Below are 15245 nucleotides of genomic sequence, written 5' to 3'. Positions count from 1 at the left end.
AAGGCGGTGGCGGTCTCCTTTCGCTCGTCGGCGAGGATCTCGCTGTAGGCCAGGCGGGAGTGGTCGTCGACGGCGTTGTGGAGGTAGCTGTAGCCGGCGCCGGAGCTGTTCTTCTTCCCGACGGGGCGGCCCAGCACCCGGTGGCCGCCGCCGTCGGGGATGTTGCCGAGCTTCTTGATGTCCACGTGGACCAACTCGCCTGGCGCGCAGTGCTCGTAGCGTCGTATCGGCCGACCCGTGGCGCGGTCGAGATGCGCGAGACGGGCGAGGCGATAGCGGGTCAGCACGCGGTGCACGGTGGCCGGGTTGAGTTTCAGCAGGTAGGCGATGCGGGCCGGTCCCCAGCGTCGCAGGACGCGGACCTTGATGATCCGTCGCTCGGTGCGGGTCGGGGTTCGGCGCGGGCTGCGGTGCGGCCGGCTGGACAGGTCGCTCATGCCGGCCTCGCCGAGCGTGCGGTAGCGGTCCGCCCAGCGCTTGGCCGTGGTCGGTGAGACCTGGAAGCGCTCGGCGGCCCGCCGCAGCGGCCAGCCGTCCTCGACCACACAGCGGGCCAGACGCAGGCGTCCGGTCTCGGTCAGCGGTGCGTTACGGTGTGGCATGAGGGCCTTTCTGGTCGCCGGTGCAGATGTCGCAATCCACACCTGGCCAGAAGGCCCTCACTCATTTCAAGATCACCTGGCCGTGAGCCCTGTCACCAACCTCCGTGGTCAGTACACCTAGGCGGCAGGCACGCAGGAAGGGGCGGTGCGCATCGCGCACCGCCCCTTCCTGACGTCTCGTCGAGTCTCAGATCTCGCCGCGCAGCTTCGCCAGTGCCTCCGCCAGGATCGCCTCGCCGTCGGCGTCCGTGCGCCGCTCCCGGACGTAGGCCAGGTGCGTCTTGTACGGCTCGTTGCGCGAGGGCGCGGGCGGGTTGTGCTCGTCCTGGCCGGCCGGGAAACCACAGCGCGGGCAGTCCCAGGTGTCCGGGATGACGGCCTCGGCGGCGAAGCTCGGGCGCGTCTCGTGCTTGTTGGCGCACCAGAAGGAGATCCGGTTGCGGGGGGCTGATTCGCCGCGCTCCGCCTCACCCATCGGGCCGGCCCCGACCCTGCTGCCTCGAATGGCGTTGCCACTTGCCACGGTCTGACTCCCTGCGTGCCCTTGACCACCTGGGGGTGCCCAGGTGCTGCCTACCGGCCGCCCGCTGCGGACAGTGGCAAGTTGTCCTAGTGTACGGAGCGGATAAGGATCTGTCCGCACCGCCTTCGGAACTGAGTCCTGATCAGCCCTTGACCTTCATCAGCAGACCCAGTACCACGATGCAGGCGAACCAGCCGATGCCGACGATCACGGTGATCCGGTCGAGGTTGCGCTCGGCGACAGCGGAGCCGCCGGCCGAGGAGAGCGAACCGCCGCCGAACATGTCGGAGAGGCCACCGCCCTTGCCCTTGTGCAGCAGCACCAGGACGACCAGCATCAGGCTGAAGACGATCAGGGCAATCGAGAACCCGAGAACCACGGCGGGACCAACTCTCTCGTTCAAGGCTCATCTGGTGAAGAGGCCGGACCCCGGGGAAAGGGGTCCGGCCCAAAGACTACGTTGCTGCGGGGGCGTTAGCCTACTGCCTGGTCCCGGTAGCGCACGATCTTGACGAACTCGTCGGCGTCCAGCGAGGCCCCGCCGATCAGGCCGCCGTCGATGTCCGGCTGGGCCATCAGACCGGGCGCGCTGCTCGCCTTCATCGAACCGCCGTACAGCACGCGGACCTTGCCGGCCAGCTCGGCGGAGTACAGCTCGGCCAGCCGGGCCCGGATCGCGGCGCAGACCTGCTGGGCGTCCTCCGGGGTGGCCACCTCGCCGGTGCCGATCGCCCAGACCGGCTCGTAGGCGACCACGATGGACTCGGCGTCCGCGGCGGGCACCCCGTCCAGCGCGCCGTCCAGCTGCGCCAGGGTGTACTCGACGTGGGTGCCGGCCTTGCGGATCTCCAGCGGCTCGCCGACGCAGAGGATCGGGGTGATCCCGCTGCGGTAGGCGGCCTTCACCTTGGCGTTGACGATCTCCTCGTTCTCGCCGTGGTACTGCCGGCGCTCCGAGTGGCCGATCACCGCGAAGGTGCACTTCAGCTTCGCCAGCATCGGGCCGGAGACCTCGCCGGTGTAGGCGCCGCTGTCGTGGGCCGAGATGTCCTGCGAGCCGTACCTGATCTTCAGCTTGTCGCCGTCCACCAGGGTCTGCACCGAGCGCAGGTCGGTGAACGGGGTCAGCACCGCGACCTCGACCGCCTGGTAGTCCTTGTCGGCGAGGGCGAAGGCCAGCTTCTGGGTGTGCTGGATCGCCTCCAGGTGGTTGAGGTTCATCTTCCAGTTGCCCGCCATCAGCGGGAGACGCTCAGTCATTGCTCTCAGCCCTCCAGAGCGGCGATGCCGGGGAGGGTCTTGCCCTCGAGGTACTCCAGGCTCGCGCCGCCGCCGGTCGAAATGTGTCCGAACTTGTTCTCGTCGAAGCCGAGGATGCGCACGGCCGCGGCCGAGTCGCCGCCGCCGACCACGGTGAAGGCCTTCGAGTCGAGCAGGGCCTGGGCCACCGCGCGGGTGCCGTCGGCGAACTGGGGGTGCTCGAAGACGCCCATCGGGCCGTTCCAGAAGACGGTGGCCGCGTCGGCCAGCTTCTCGGCGAAGAGCCGCGCGGTCTCCGGGCCGATGTCCAGGCCCAGCTTGCCGTCCGGGATGGCCTCGACGCCGACCACCTCGAAGCCCTCGGCCGGGGTCCCGCCCTTGAGGTCGGGGAAGCTGCCCGCCACCGCGGTGTCCACCGGGATGACGAACTCCACCCCGGCCTCCTTCCCCCGCGCGAGGTAGTCCTGGGCGACCGGGATCTGGTCCTCCTGCAGCAGCGAGGCACCCACCGAGTGGCCCTGGGCCGCGAGGAAGGTGAACATCATGCCGCCGCCGATCAGGATCCGGTCGGCCTTGCCCAGCAGGTTCTCGATCACGCCGACCTTGTCGGAGACCTTGGAACCGCCGAGCACCACCACGTACGGGCGGGCCACGTCCTCGGTGAGGCGCTTGAGGACGCCCAGCTCCTTCTCGATCAGCAGGCCGGCCGCGTGCGGCAGCCGGGCCGGCAGGTCGAAGACCGAGGCGTGCTTGCGGTGCACCGCGCCGAAGCCGTCGCCCACGTAGAGGTCGGCCAGCGCCGCCAGCTGGTCGGCGAAGGCGCCGCGCTCGGCGTCGTCCTTGCTGGTCTCGCCGGCGTTGAAGCGCAGGTTCTCCAGCAGCGTGACCTCGCCGTCGCCGAGGGCGGCGACGGTGGCCTTCGCGCTGTCCCCCACCGTGTCGGTCGCGAACGCGACCGGGGTGCCGAGGATCTCGCCCAGCCGCACGGCGACCGGGGCGAGCGAGAACTGCGGGTCCGGCTCGCCCTTCGGGCGGCCCAGGTGCGAGGCGACGACCACCTTGGCGCCGCGCTCGAGCAGCTTCGCGATGGTCGGCGCGACGGCGCGGATCCGGCCGTCGTCGGTGATGGTGTCGCCCTTCAGCGGCACGTTGAGGTCGGCGCGGACGAACACCCGCTTGCCTGCCACATCGAGGTCGTCGATGGTCTTCACGTCTTCGGTCTCCAGGGAAGGAAGGTGGCGCTGAACAGGCGGCACAGCGCCGGGCCGCCGGGGGAAGGGGGCGAGGTGAGGGTACACGCAGGGACAGGGCCCGGAGACGAGTGCCGTCCCCGGGCCCTGCCACCTCACATCACGTCAGCTGTCGCCGTGTCAGAGCTGGTCGCCGACCAGGGTGGTGAGGTTGACCAGGCGGTTCGAGTAGCCCCACTCGTTGTCGTACCAGCCGAGCACCTTGACCTGGTTGCCCTGCACCATGGTCAGCTTGGAGTCGAAGATGGTCGAGAAGGGCGAGCCCACGATGTCGGAGGAGACGATCGGGTCCTCGGTGTAGGCCAGGATGCCCTTGAGGTTGCCCTCGGACGCCTTCTGGAAGGCGGCGTTGACCTCCTCGACGGTGACGTCCCGCTCGAGGGTGACGACCAGGTCGGTGATCGAACCGGTCGGGACCGGAACGCGCAGCGAGGTGCCGTCCAGCTTGCCCTTCAGCTCCGGCAGCACCAGCGCGGTGGCCTTGGCGGCACCGGTGGAGGTCGGGATGATGTTGACGGCGGCGGCGCGGGCGCGGCGCAGGTCCTTGTGCGGGAAGTCCAGGGTGACCTGGTCGTTGGTGTAGGCGTGCACCGTGGTCATCAGGCCCTTGACGATGCCGAAGCTCTCGTTGAGCACCTTCGCCATCGGCGCCACGCAGTTGGTGGTGCAGGAGGCGTTGGAGATGACCGTGTGGTTGGCGGCGTCGTACTTCTCGTCGTTGACGCCCATCACGATGGTGATGTCCTCGTCGGTGGCGGGCGCCGAGATGATGACCTTCTTGGCACCGGCCGCGACGTGCTTCTTGGCCGCCTCGGCCTTGGTGAAGATGCCGGTGGACTCGATCACGATGTCCACGCCCAGCTCGCCCCAGGGGAGGTTGGCGGGGTCGCGCTCGGCGATGACCTTGAAGGTGTGTCCATCGACGGTGATGGAGTCCTCGGTGTGGCTGACCTCGGCCTGGAGGGTGCCCAGCGTGGTGTCGTACTTGAGCAGGTGGGCCAGCGTCTTGGTGTCCGTCAGGTCGTTGACACCGACGATCTCGATGTCCGCGCCCTGCGACTTGACCGCCCGGAAGAAGTTGCGGCCGATGCGGCCGAATCCATTGATGCCTACCCGGATCGTCACGAACCGATCTCCTCTTACTACGCCGGGCTGCCCCGACGGGGTGGAAATGGGAAGTCCCCGACCACCCACGACCCTACCCCTCGGGACGTGCGTAGAGCACATCAGCCGGTGGCCGCCACCCGGGCGTGGCGCGTCCGCGGAAGGGCTGCGGACGCGCCGTCCGGACGTCGCCGGACAGTTGACCGGAGGTCAGCTGAGCGCCATCTCCTCGGTCAGGCTGGACTCGGTGCCGGGCAGGCCCAGCTCCAGCGCGCGCTTGTCCGCCATCGCCAGCAGCCGGCGGATCCGGCCGGCCACCGCGTCCTTGGTCAGCGGCGGGTCGGCGAGCGCGCCCAACTCCTCCAGCGAGGCCTGCTTGTGCTGCATCCGCAGCTGGCCGGCGGCCGCCAGGTGCTCCGGCACCTCCTCGCCGAGGATCTCCAGCGCGCGCTGCACCCGGGCGCCGGCCGCCACCGCGGCGCGGGCCGAGCGGCGCAGGTTGGCGTCGTCGAAGTTGGCCAGCCGGTTGGCGGTGGCCCGCACCTCGCGGCGCAGCCGGCGCTCCTCCCAGGCCAGCACCGACTCGTGCGCGCCGAGCCGGGTCAGCAGCGCGCCGATCGCGTCGCCGTCGCGGATCACCACCCGGTCGGCGCCGCGCACCTCGCGGGCCTTGGCCGGGATGCCCAGCCGGCGGGCCGCGCCGACCAGGGCCAGCGCCGCCTCGGAGCCGGGGCAGGTGATCTCCAGCGAGGAGGACCTGCCCGGCTCGGTGAGCGAGCCGTGCGCCAGGAAGGCGCCGCGCCAGGCCGCCTCCGCGTCGCAGGTGGCGCCGGAGACCACCGCCGGGGGCAGGCCCCGGATCGGGCGGCCGCGCCCGTCCACCAACCCGGTCTGCCGGGCCAGCAACTCGCCGTCCTTGATCACCCGGACCACGTAGCGGCTGCCGCGCCGCAGACCGCTGGGAGCCATCACGACCAGTTCGGAGGCGTGGCCGAAGATCTCCAGCAGGTCCTTGCGCAGCCGTCGCGCCGCAATGCCGGTGTCCAGCTCCGCCTCGATCACGATCCGACCGCTCACAATGTGCAGTCCGCCCGCGAATCGCAGGATCGCCGACACCTCAGCCTTGCGACAGCAGGCCCGGGTGACGGGGAGCCGGCTGATTTCGTCCTTCACCGCTGCCGTCATCGCCATGGGCCGATCCTTCCATGTGTCCGGAAAATCCGGTCGTACGCCGCAGCCAGAAGCTCCGGGTCGTGTCGCGGGGTGCCGTCGCCGCGGGCCACCGTGTCGAGCACCAGCGCGGCGCCCATCCGCTCGGCCGCCTTGCGCAGCCCGGCCACGTCCGCCACGCCGAAGGCGCCGCCGGTGACCGCCCGCTCGTCCACCAGGATCGCATCCACGCCCAGCTGCGGAGCGTGGTCGGCGATCACCTCCAGGTGGCGCTGCGGGGTGAAGCCCTCGGTCTCGCCCGGCTGCGGGGCCAGGTTGAGGCAGAGCAGCCGGCGGGCCTTGGTCTCCACCAGGGCCTTGGCCAGCTCCGGCACCAGCAGGTGCGGCAGCACGCTGGTGAACCAGGAGCCGGGCCCGAGCACCACCCAGTCGGCCTCCAGCACCGCGCCCACCGCCTCCGGCACGGCCGGCGGCTCCTCCGGCAGCAGCCGGACCGACTGCACGGTGCCCGGGGTGACCGCCACGTTCGCCTGGCCGCGCACGGCCGAGACCGCGGCGGGCCGCGCCGGGTCGTGGCCGCGCACCTGGGCCTCGATGTCCAGCGGGACCGCGGACATCGGCAGCACCCGGCCCTGCACGTTGAGCAGCCGGCCGACCCACTCCAGCGCGGCCACCGGGTCGCCCAGCTTCTCCCAGAGCGCCACGATCAGCAGGTTGCCCACCGCGTGGCCGCCCAGCTCGCCGGTGCCGGTGAAGCGCTGCTGGATCACCTCGGACCAGGTGCGGCCCCAGTCGTCGTCGCCGCAGAGCGCGGCCAGCGCCTTGCGCAGGTCGCCGGGCGGCAGCACGCCGAGCTCGGCGCGCAGCCGGCCGCTGGAGCCGCCGTCGTCGGCGACCGTGACCACGGCGGTCAGGTCGGAGGTGAGCCGGCGCAGCGCGGAGAGCGAGGCCGACAGGCCCTGCCCTCCGCCGAGCGCCGTGATCCGCGGCGCGGTACCACCGCGGGAGCCTCGTGGTGCACCCGGGGAGCCCCGCTCGGCGGCCTTGTAGAGGTTCTGCTGCCGCCCTGGCGAGTATCCCGTCACACCTACCCCACGATCCTGTTCCGTCCGGCGGTGCTGGGGACCGCCGCTACTCCCGTCCCATGTCGCGGTGCACCAGCACCGTCTCCACGCCCTCCGCGATCAGACGCTTGGTCAGCCGCTCGGACATGGCGACGCTGCGATGCTTGCCACCGGTGCAGCCTACGGCAAGCGTCATGTACCGCTTGCCCTCCCGCCGGTAGCCCTCGGTGACGATGCCCAGCAACTCGGTGTAGCCGTCCAGGAACTCCTTGGCGCCGGGCTGCCGGAAAACGTAGTCCGCGACCTCCGGATCGGTGCCGGTGCGGGCCCGCAGCTCCGGCACCCAGTGCGGGTTCGGCAGGAAGCGGCAGTCCACCACCAGGTCGGCGTCGACCGGCAGGCCGTACTTGAAGCCGAAGCTCATCACGGTGCAGCGCAGCTGCGGCTCGTCGTGGTCGGCGAACTGGGCGTCCAGCTTGGCCCGCAGCTGGTGCACGTTGAGGTCGGTGGTGTCGATCACCAGGTCGGCCTCGCCGCGCAGCTCGCGCAGCAGGTCGCGCTCCTGGGCGATGCCGTCCACGATCCGGTTGTCGCCCTGCAGCGGGTGCGGGCGGCGGACGCTCTCGAACCGGCGCACCAGCGCCTCGTCGCTGGACTCCAGGTAGACCACCCGCAGCCGGGTGCCCCGCTTCTCCAGGTCCTCCAGCGAGGCCCGCAGGTCGTCGAAGAACTGCCGGCCCCGGACGTCCACCACCACGCCGATCCGGGCCACCGCGCCCTGGGAGCGGGCGCCGAGGTCCACCATGGTCGGGATCAGCGCGGGCGGGAGGTTGTCCACCACGAACCACCCGAGGTCCTCCAGGCACTTGGCCGCGGTGCTGCGGCCGGCCCCGGACATCCCGGAGATGATCACCAGCTCCGGGGCGTTCTCCACCGCTGCGGCCTGCGGCCGGGTGGTTCCCCCGTCGTCGGACACTGTCACTTCGGCTCCCCGCTCTCGGTACTGGCCGGTCCCTGGTCACTGGCCGGTCTCTGGTCGGACGTGCCCCCGGGCGCGTCGTCCTCCATGATCTCGCCTGTGGCGGTGTTCACGGCGAATGCCGCGGGTGTCCGGGAGGACAACGCCGTGACAACAGTTTCGGCGGTCCGGCGGCCGATCCCGGGTACTTCGCAGATCTCCTCGACCGTGGCGGCGCGCAGCCGCTTCAGCGAGCCGAAGTGCTTGAGCAGCGCGGTGCGCCGGGTCTCCCCCAGGCCCGGCACCGCGTCCAGGCCGCCCGCGGTGAACCGCTTGCCGCGCTTGGCGCGCTGGTAGGTGATGGCGAACCGGTGCGCCTCGTCGCGGACCCGCTGCAGCAGGTACAGGCCCTCGCTGCTGCGCGGCAGCACCACCGGGTCGTCCTCGCCGGGCAGCCAGACCTCCTCCAGCCGCTTGGCCAGGCCGCAGAGCGCGACGTCGTCGATGCCCAGCTCGTCCAGCGCCCGCTTGGCGGCGGCCACCTGGGGCTGGCCGCCGTCCACCACCAGCAGCTGGGGCGGGTAGGCGAAGCGCTTGGGGCGGCCGTCGTCGGTGCGGTTCCGGTCCTCCTCGCCGCCCTCCTCGGGCACCGCCCACTCGCCGGTCTGCTCGCGCTCCTGGAGGTAGCGGCGGAACCGGCGGCCGATCACCTCGTGCATCGAGCGGACGTCGTCCTGGCCCTCGAAGCCCTTGATCTGGAACCGGCGGTACTCGCTCTTGCGGGCCAGGCCGTCCTCGAAGACCACCATCGAGGCCACCACGTCCTCGCCCTGCAGGTGGGAGATGTCGAAGCACTCGATCCGCAGCGGGACCGAGTCCAGCTCCAGCGCGTCGGCGATCTCCTGCAGCGCCCGGCTGCGGGTGGTCAGGTCGGAGGCCCGCTTGGTCTTGTGCAGCGCCAGCGCCTGTTGGGCGTTGCGGGCGACCGTCTCCATCAGGTCCCTCTTGTCGCCGCGCTGCGGCACCCGCAGGTCCACCTGGGAGCCGCGCAGGCCGGTCAGCCACTCCTGCACCGGGGCGGCCGGGTCGGGCAGCGCCGGGATCAGCACCTCGCGCGGCACCGCGGCGGTGTCCCCGCCGTAGAGCTGCTGCAGGGCGTGCTCGACCAGGGCAGCGGTGTCCACGTCCTCGACCTTGTCGGTGACCCAGCCGCGCTGGCCGCGGACCCGGCCGCCGCGGACGTGGAAGATCTGCACCGCGGCCTCCAGCTCGTCCTCGGCCAGGGCCAGCAGGTCGGCGTCGGTGCCGTCGGCGAGCACCACCGCGTTCTTCTCCATCGCGCGCTTCAGCGCCTCGATGTCGTCGCGCAGCCGGGCCGCCTTCTCGTACTCCAGCTCCTCGGCGGCCTCCTTCATCTCCTCTTCCAGCCGGCGCAGGTAGTTGCCGGTCCGGCCGGCCATGAAGTCGCAGAAGTCCTCGGCCAGTTCGCGGTGCTCGGCGGCGGAGACCCTGCCGACGCAGGGCGCGGCGCACTTGCCGATGTAGCCGAGAAGGCAGGGGCGGCCGACCTGGGCGGCCCGCTTGAAGACGCCGTTGGAGCAGGTGCGGACCGGGAAGACCCGCAGCAGCAGGTCCACCGTCTCGCGGATCGCCCAGGCGTGGCCGTAGGGCCCGAAGTAGCGCACGCCCTTCTTGTGCGCCCCGCGCATCACCTGGGCGCGCGGGAACTCCTCGTTCATGGTGACGGCGAGCTCGGGGTAGCTCTTGTCGTCGCGGTACTTGACGTTGAACCGGGGGTCGAACTCCTTGATCCAGGAGTACTCCAGCTGCAGCGCCTCGACCTCGGTGCCGACCACGGTCCACTCCACCGAGGCGGCGGTGGTGACCATGGTGGCGGTCCGCGGGTGCAGGTTGGCCAGGTCCTGGAAGTAGGAGGAGAGCCGCGGGCGCAGGCTCTTGGCCTTGCCGACGTAGATCACCCGGCCGTGCTCGTCCCGGAACCGGTAGACGCCCGGCGAGGTCGGGATCGCCCCCGGTGCCGGGCGGTAGGTGGACGGGTCAGCCATGCGGTTCGGTCCCCCTCGGACGCTGTTCTGGTGTGGCCGGGCCTCAGCTGGTGGTGACCGTGAGCTGGCCGTTCTGCACGGTGACGGGGTAGGAGGTCAGCGGCGACGGGGCCGGGCCGCCGGCCACAGAGCCGTCCGCGACGTTGAACGCGCTGCCGTGGCACGGGCACTTGATCAGTTCCCGGCTCACCGTGTCGACGATGCAGCCGGCGTGGGTGCAGCGGGCGCTGAACGCCTTGAACTGGTTGGGCTGCGGCTGGGTGACCACGATCCGCTGCTCGCGGAAGACCTTGCCGCCGCCGACCGGGATGTCCTCGGCCGAGCCGAGCTGCAGCGGGCCGCCGGAGCTCTTGGCGGCGGTGGTCTGGCTGCCCGAACCGCCGGCGCCGGAGGCGGAGGAGCCGCAGCCCGCCACGGTGAGGGCCGCGCCCGAGGCCAGCGCGGCGGTGCAGCAGAGCACGGCGCGGCGGGAGGCTGCGGGCTGGTCGACGGTCTCGGACATCGTTGCTCCTGAGGGGTGCCGGGGGCGGACGGCCGCAGTCTAACCGCGCGCTCCGACCGCCCCGGCGCCCTCGCTACTTCTTGGCCGCGGCCCGCTTGCGGGCGGTGCGCGGGGCCGGCACCGGGGCGTCGGTCACCCGGTCGCCCAGGATGTCCCGGAGGAACTTGCCGGTGTGACTGGCCGTCACCCCGGCCACCTCCTCCGGGGTGCCCTCGGCGATCACGCCGCCGCCGCCGCTGCCGCCCTCGGGGCCCATGTCGACCACCCAGTCGGCGGTCTTGATCACATCGAGGTTGTGCTCGATCACGATCACCGTGTTGCCCTTCTCCACCAGGCCGGTGAGCACCTTGATCAGCTTGCTGATGTCCTCGAAGTGCAGGCCGGTGGTCGGCTCGTCCAGCACGTAGACGGTCCGGCCGGTGGAGCGCTTCTGCAGCTCGGAGGCGAGCTTGACGCGCTGCGCCTCGCCGCCGGAGAGGGTGGGCGCGCTCTGGCCGAGCCGCACGTAGCCCAGGCCGACGTCGGTCAGCGTCTTCAGGTGGCGGGCGATGGCCGGCACCGCCTCGAAGAAGTGCAGCGCCTCCTCGATCGGCATGTCCAGCACCTCGGCGATGGACTTGCCCTTGTAGTGCACCTCCAGGGTCTCCCGGTTGTACCGGGCGCCGTGGCAGACCTCGCAGGGCACGTAGACGTCCGGCAGGAAGTTCATCTCGATCTTGATGGTGCCGTCGCCGGAGCAGTTCTCGCAGCGGCCGCCCTTGACGTTGAACGAGAACCGGCCCTGCAGGTAGCCGCGCACCTTGGCCTCGGCGGTCTCCGCGAAGAGCTTGCGGACGTGGTCGAAGACGCCGGTGTAGGTCGCCGGGTTGGACCGCGGGGTGCGGCCGATCGGCGACTGGTCCACGTGCACCACCTTGTCCACCAGCTCGGTGCCGGTGACCCGGGTGTGCCGGCCGGGCACGGTGCGGGCGCCGTTCAGCTCGCGGGCCAGGTGGGTGTAGAGGATGTCGTTGACCAGGGTGGACTTGCCGGACCCGGAGACGCCGGTGACCGCCGTCAGGGTGCCGAGCGGGAAGCCGACCGTGACGTCCTTGAGGTTGTGCTCGCGGGCGCCGTGCACGGTGATCTGGCGCTTCCTGTCCCGCGGCCGGCGGGCCGCCGGGATCGGGATCGAGCGCTTGCCGGCGAGGTACTGGCCGGTCAGCGACTCCTCGTTGGCCAGCAGCTCCTTGAGCGCGCCGGAGTGCACCACCTTGCCGCCGTGCTCGCCGGCGCCGGGGCCGATGTCCACCACCCAGTCGGCGGTCTTGATGGTGTCCTCGTCGTGCTCGACCACGATCAGGGTGTTGCCGATGTCGCGCAGCCGGACCAGGGTCTCGATCAGCCGGTGGTTGTCCCGCTGGTGCAGGCCGATCGAGGGCTCGTCCAGCACGTAGAGCACGCCGACCAGGCCGGAGCCGATCTGGGTGGCCAGCCGGATCCGCTGCGCCTCGCCGCCGGACAGGGTGCCGGCCGCGCGGTCCAGCGAGAGGTAGTCCAGGCCGACGTCGACCAGGAAGCGCAGCCGCTCGTTGACCTCCTTGAGCACCCGCTCGGCGATCTTCTTGTCCCGGGCGGTCAGCTTCATCGCGCCCAGGAAGTCGGCGCAGTCGCTGATCGACATCCCCGCGACCTCGGCGATCGACCGGCCCTGCACGGTGACCGCGAGCACCACCGGCTTGAGCCGGGTGCCCTGGCAGGCCGGGCAGGGCACCTCGCGCATGTAGCCCTCGAAGCGCTCCCGGCTGGAGTCGGTCTCCGCCTCCGAGTGCCGGCGCTGGATGAACGGGATCACGCCCTCGAAGCCGGTCACGTAGGACCGCTCCCGGCCGTACCGGTTGTTGTACCGGACCTCGACCTTGGCCTTGTGGCCGTAGAGCAGGGCCTTCTTGGCCCGGGCCGGCAGCCCGGCCCAGGGGATGTCGGTGCGGAAGCCCAGCTCGGCGGCGAGCGCGCCGATCAGCCGGCCGAAGTACTCCTTCATGTGGCCGCCGGACCAGGGGTGGATGGCGCCCTCGTCGAGCGACTTCTCCTCGTCCGGCACCACCAGCTCGGGGTCCACCTCCATCCGGCTGCCCAGGCCGGTGCACTCCGGGCAGGCCCCGAACGGGGAGTTGAAGGAGAAGGAGCGCGGCTCCAGCTCCTCGAAGGAGACGTCGTCGTACGGGCAGTAGAGGTGCTCGGAGTACATCCGCTCGCGCTCGGGGTCGTCGGCCTCCAGGTCGACGAAGTCGAGCACCACCATGCCGCCGGAGAGCTTGAGCGCCGTCTCCACCGAGTCGGTCAGCCGGCGCTTGGCGCTCTCCTTGACGGTGAGGCGGTCGATCACCACCTCGACGGTGTGCTTCTCCTGCTTCTTCAGCTTGGGCGGGTCGGTCAGCTGCACCGTCTCGCCGTCCACCCGGGCCCGGGCGTAGCCCTTGGACTGCAGGTCGGCGAAGAGGTCGACGAACTCGCCCTTGCGCTCCCGGACCACCGGGCTGAGCACCTGGAACCGGGAGCCCTCGGTGAGCTTCAGCACCTGGTCGACGATGGCCTGCGGGGACTGCTTGGCGATCGGGCGCCCGCAGTGCGGGCAGTGCGGCTTGCCGACCCGGGCGAAGAGCAGCCGGAGGTAGTCGTAGACCTCGGTGATGGTGCCGACGGTGGAACGCGGGTTCCGGTTGGTCGACTTCTGGTCGATCGAGACGGCCGGGGAGAGGCCCTCGATGAAGTCCACGTCGGGCTTGTCCATCTGGCCCAGGAACTGCCGGGCATAGGAGGACAGCGACTCGACGTAGCGGCGCTGGCCCTCGGCGAAGATCGTGTCGAAGGCCAGCGAGGACTTGCCCGAACCGGAGAGACCCGTGAAGACGATCAGGGAGTCCCGGGGCAGGTCGAGCGAGACGTTCTTGAGGTTGTGCTCGCGAGCACCGCGGACGATGAGGCGGTCGGCCACTGCTTCTGGCGCCTTTCTCCGGGACGGACGGAATCGGTCTCTGTCCAGTGTCGCCGACCAGCATATAGCTCAGGCGTTCGAATACCGGCGCTGTCCAGCCGGGACCACCTGAACGAGTGAAGCGCCTCGCACTGACAATCGGAGCGGGGTGCGGAAACCCGCTGCTCACGGGCGCGCGCGGAGATAGCCTCGCCTTGGAAACCAACGACCGGACTCCGGACAAGGCACGCGCCGCCAGGCGTGAAAACAGAAGAGGGGCCCCATCCGATGACCCAGCAGCCCGCTCCCGCGGACCTCGCCGCCGAGACCTTGAAGGCCGTCGCCGAGAGCACCGAACGCCTGCTGCGCACCGTCGCCGAACTCACCCCCGAGCAGATCGCCGAGCCCTCCGGCCTGCCCGGCTGGACCCGCGGCCACGTACTGGCCCACGTCGCCCGCAACGCCGACTCGCTGGTCAACCTGCTGGAGACGGCCCGCACCGGCGTGCCGATCCCGCAGTACCCGAGCGAGGCCGCCCGCGAGGAGGGCATCCAGCAGGGCGCCCCGCGCCCGCCGGCCGAGCAGCTGGCCGACCTGGCGGCCAGCGCCGAGCGGTTCGCCGCGGCCGCCGCCGAGCTGCCCGCCGAGGCCTGGTCGGCCGAGCTGACCCACCGCCACGGCTACACCTTCCCGGCCTGGGAGATCCCCGAGAAGCGGCTCGGCGAACTGGAGTTCCATCACGTCGACCTGGCCGCCGGCTACACCCCGGCGCACTGGCCGGCCGGCTTCGCCGCCGAGCAGTTCGGCTGGCTGGTGGAGAGGTTCACCGGACGGGACGGCGTGCCGGCCGTCGAGCTGGTCAGCGACGACACCGCCGACCGCGGCGCGATCGGCGCCGGGGGCCCGGCGGGACTGCGGGTGGAGGGGCCGCTGCGGGCGCTCACCGCCTGGCTCTCCGGCCGCTCGAACGGCGACGGGCTGCAGGTGCACACGGCGGACGGCCACCTCGCCGACCCGCGCGCCGCGCTGCCGGTGCTCCCGCCGATGGGCTGAGCGGCGATCATGGTTGCTGCCCCACCCGCCCAAGCAGTGTCGTGAAGGAGAGTCAGCCTTGAGCTACCACGGAGCCGTCACCGTCGGCGGCCGGCCGGACGTACGGGAACTCGCCCACCTGATCATCACCAAGGTGGCGGTCGGGCCGTTCGACAACAACGCGTACCTGCTGCGCTGCCGGGCCACCGACGAGCAGCTGCTGATCGACGCGGCCGCCGACGCGCCCGCCCTGCTGGAGACCGTCGGCGACCGGCTGGCCACCGTGGTCACCACGCACCGCCACCGGGACCACTGGGACGCGCTCGCCGAGGTGGTCGCGGCCACCGGCGCCCGCACCGCGGCCGGCCGGATCGACGCCGAGGGCATCGAGGTGCCGACCGACCTGCCGCTGGACGACGGCGACACCGTCCGGGTCGGCGACTGCGCCCTGACCGTCCGCCACCTGGTCGGCCACACCCCCGGCGCGATCGTGCTGGTCTACGACGACCCCGAGGGCCACCCGCACGTCTTCACCGGCGACTGCCTCTTCCCCGGCGGGGTGGGCAACACCTGGAAGGACCCGCAGGCCTTCGCCACGCTGTTCCGGGACGTCAACGAGAAGCTGTTCGACGTGCTGCCGGACGAGTCCTGGGTGTACCCGGGCCACGGCAACGACACCACGCTCGGCGCCGAGCGCCCGCACCTGGCCGAGTGGCGCGAGCGCGGCTGGTGACCCGCCGTCCGGTGGTCCCCCGCGG

14 protein-coding genes are annotated in these 15245 nt (G+C 71.4%); 2 read left to right on the top strand and 12 right to left on the bottom strand.

Annotated elements, in window-relative coordinates:
* The 12 genes from ACFYNO_RS25515 to uvrA all read right to left on the bottom strand — a co-directional run.
* Positions 1 to 602: leucine zipper domain-containing protein (locus tag ACFYNO_RS25515; protein ID WP_388016822.1), on the bottom strand; the 602-nt coding region annotated here is incomplete at its 3' end.
* Between the two features lie 187 nt (positions 603 to 789).
* Positions 790 to 1125, bottom strand: a complete 336-nt coding sequence (locus tag ACFYNO_RS25510; RefSeq protein WP_035841977.1) for an RNA polymerase-binding protein RbpA — start codon at positions 1123 to 1125, stop codon at positions 790 to 792.
* 142 nt (positions 1126 to 1267) lie between these two features.
* Positions 1268 to 1504, bottom strand: coding sequence for a preprotein translocase subunit SecG (secG, locus tag ACFYNO_RS25505; protein WP_388016819.1), 237 nt, complete (start codon positions 1502 to 1504; stop codon positions 1268 to 1270).
* Positions 1505 to 1599: 95 nt separating this feature from the next.
* Positions 1600 to 2385, bottom strand: coding sequence for a triose-phosphate isomerase (tpiA, locus tag ACFYNO_RS25500; protein WP_388016816.1), 786 nt, complete (start codon positions 2383 to 2385; stop codon positions 1600 to 1602).
* Between the two features lie 5 nt (positions 2386 to 2390).
* The gene (locus ACFYNO_RS25495; RefSeq protein ID WP_388016813.1) at positions 2391 to 3596 is read right to left on the bottom strand and encodes a phosphoglycerate kinase; all 1206 of its coding nucleotides are present in this window, start codon (positions 3594 to 3596) and stop codon (positions 2391 to 2393) included.
* Between the two features lie 159 nt (positions 3597 to 3755).
* Positions 3756 to 4760 carry a type I glyceraldehyde-3-phosphate dehydrogenase gene (gap, locus tag ACFYNO_RS25490; RefSeq protein ID WP_388016810.1) on the bottom strand — a complete coding sequence of 335 codons (1005 nt, stop codon included), beginning with the start codon at positions 4758 to 4760 and terminating at the stop codon, positions 3756 to 3758.
* Between the two features lie 189 nt (positions 4761 to 4949).
* Positions 4950 to 5930, bottom strand: a complete 981-nt coding sequence (gene whiA / locus ACFYNO_RS25485) for a DNA-binding protein WhiA (protein ID WP_388016807.1) — start codon at positions 5928 to 5930, stop codon at positions 4950 to 4952.
* Positions 5921 to 6994, bottom strand: coding sequence for a uridine diphosphate-N-acetylglucosamine-binding protein YvcK (gene yvcK, locus ACFYNO_RS25480; protein WP_388016804.1), 1074 nt, complete (start codon positions 6992 to 6994; stop codon positions 5921 to 5923). Before yvcK ends, whiA begins: the two co-directional genes overlap by 10 nt.
* Before the next feature lie 46 nt (positions 6995 to 7040).
* The gene (rapZ, locus tag ACFYNO_RS25475) at positions 7041 to 7871 is read right to left on the bottom strand and encodes an RNase adapter RapZ (protein ID WP_388016843.1); all 831 of its coding nucleotides are present in this window, start codon (positions 7869 to 7871) and stop codon (positions 7041 to 7043) included.
* Positions 7872 to 7951: 80 nt separating this feature from the next.
* Positions 7952 to 9997 (bottom strand): excinuclease ABC subunit UvrC, encoded by a 2046-nt coding sequence (gene uvrC / locus ACFYNO_RS25470; protein WP_388016801.1) that lies wholly within the window; start codon positions 9995 to 9997, stop codon positions 7952 to 7954.
* Positions 9998 to 10040: 43 nt separating this feature from the next.
* Positions 10041 to 10499, bottom strand: a complete 459-nt coding sequence (locus ACFYNO_RS25465) for a Rieske (2Fe-2S) protein (protein WP_388016798.1) — start codon at positions 10497 to 10499, stop codon at positions 10041 to 10043.
* A 73-nt stretch (positions 10500 to 10572) separates the two neighbouring features.
* The gene (uvrA, locus tag ACFYNO_RS25460) at positions 10573 to 13476 is read right to left on the bottom strand and encodes an excinuclease ABC subunit UvrA (RefSeq protein WP_388016795.1); all 2904 of its coding nucleotides are present in this window, start codon (positions 13474 to 13476) and stop codon (positions 10573 to 10575) included.
* 267 nt (positions 13477 to 13743) lie between these two features.
* On the opposite strand from uvrA, the gene ACFYNO_RS25455 reads away from it, so the two are divergent.
* Positions 13744 to 14508 carry a maleylpyruvate isomerase family mycothiol-dependent enzyme gene (locus ACFYNO_RS25455; RefSeq protein ID WP_388016792.1) on the top strand — a complete coding sequence of 255 codons (765 nt, stop codon included), beginning with the start codon at positions 13744 to 13746 and terminating at the stop codon, positions 14506 to 14508.
* Positions 14509 to 14566: 58 nt separating this feature from the next.
* Complete coding sequence (locus ACFYNO_RS25450) at positions 14567 to 15220, top strand: MBL fold metallo-hydrolase (protein WP_388016789.1); 654 nt, start codon at positions 14567 to 14569, stop codon at positions 15218 to 15220.
* Positions 15221 to 15245: the final 25 nt, after the last annotated feature.

Source organism: Kitasatospora sp. NPDC006697 (assembly GCF_042869935.1).
GTDB lineage: Bacteria > Actinomycetota > Actinomycetes > Streptomycetales > Streptomycetaceae > Kitasatospora.
This window is presented reverse-complemented; position numbering and strand designations above follow the sequence as displayed.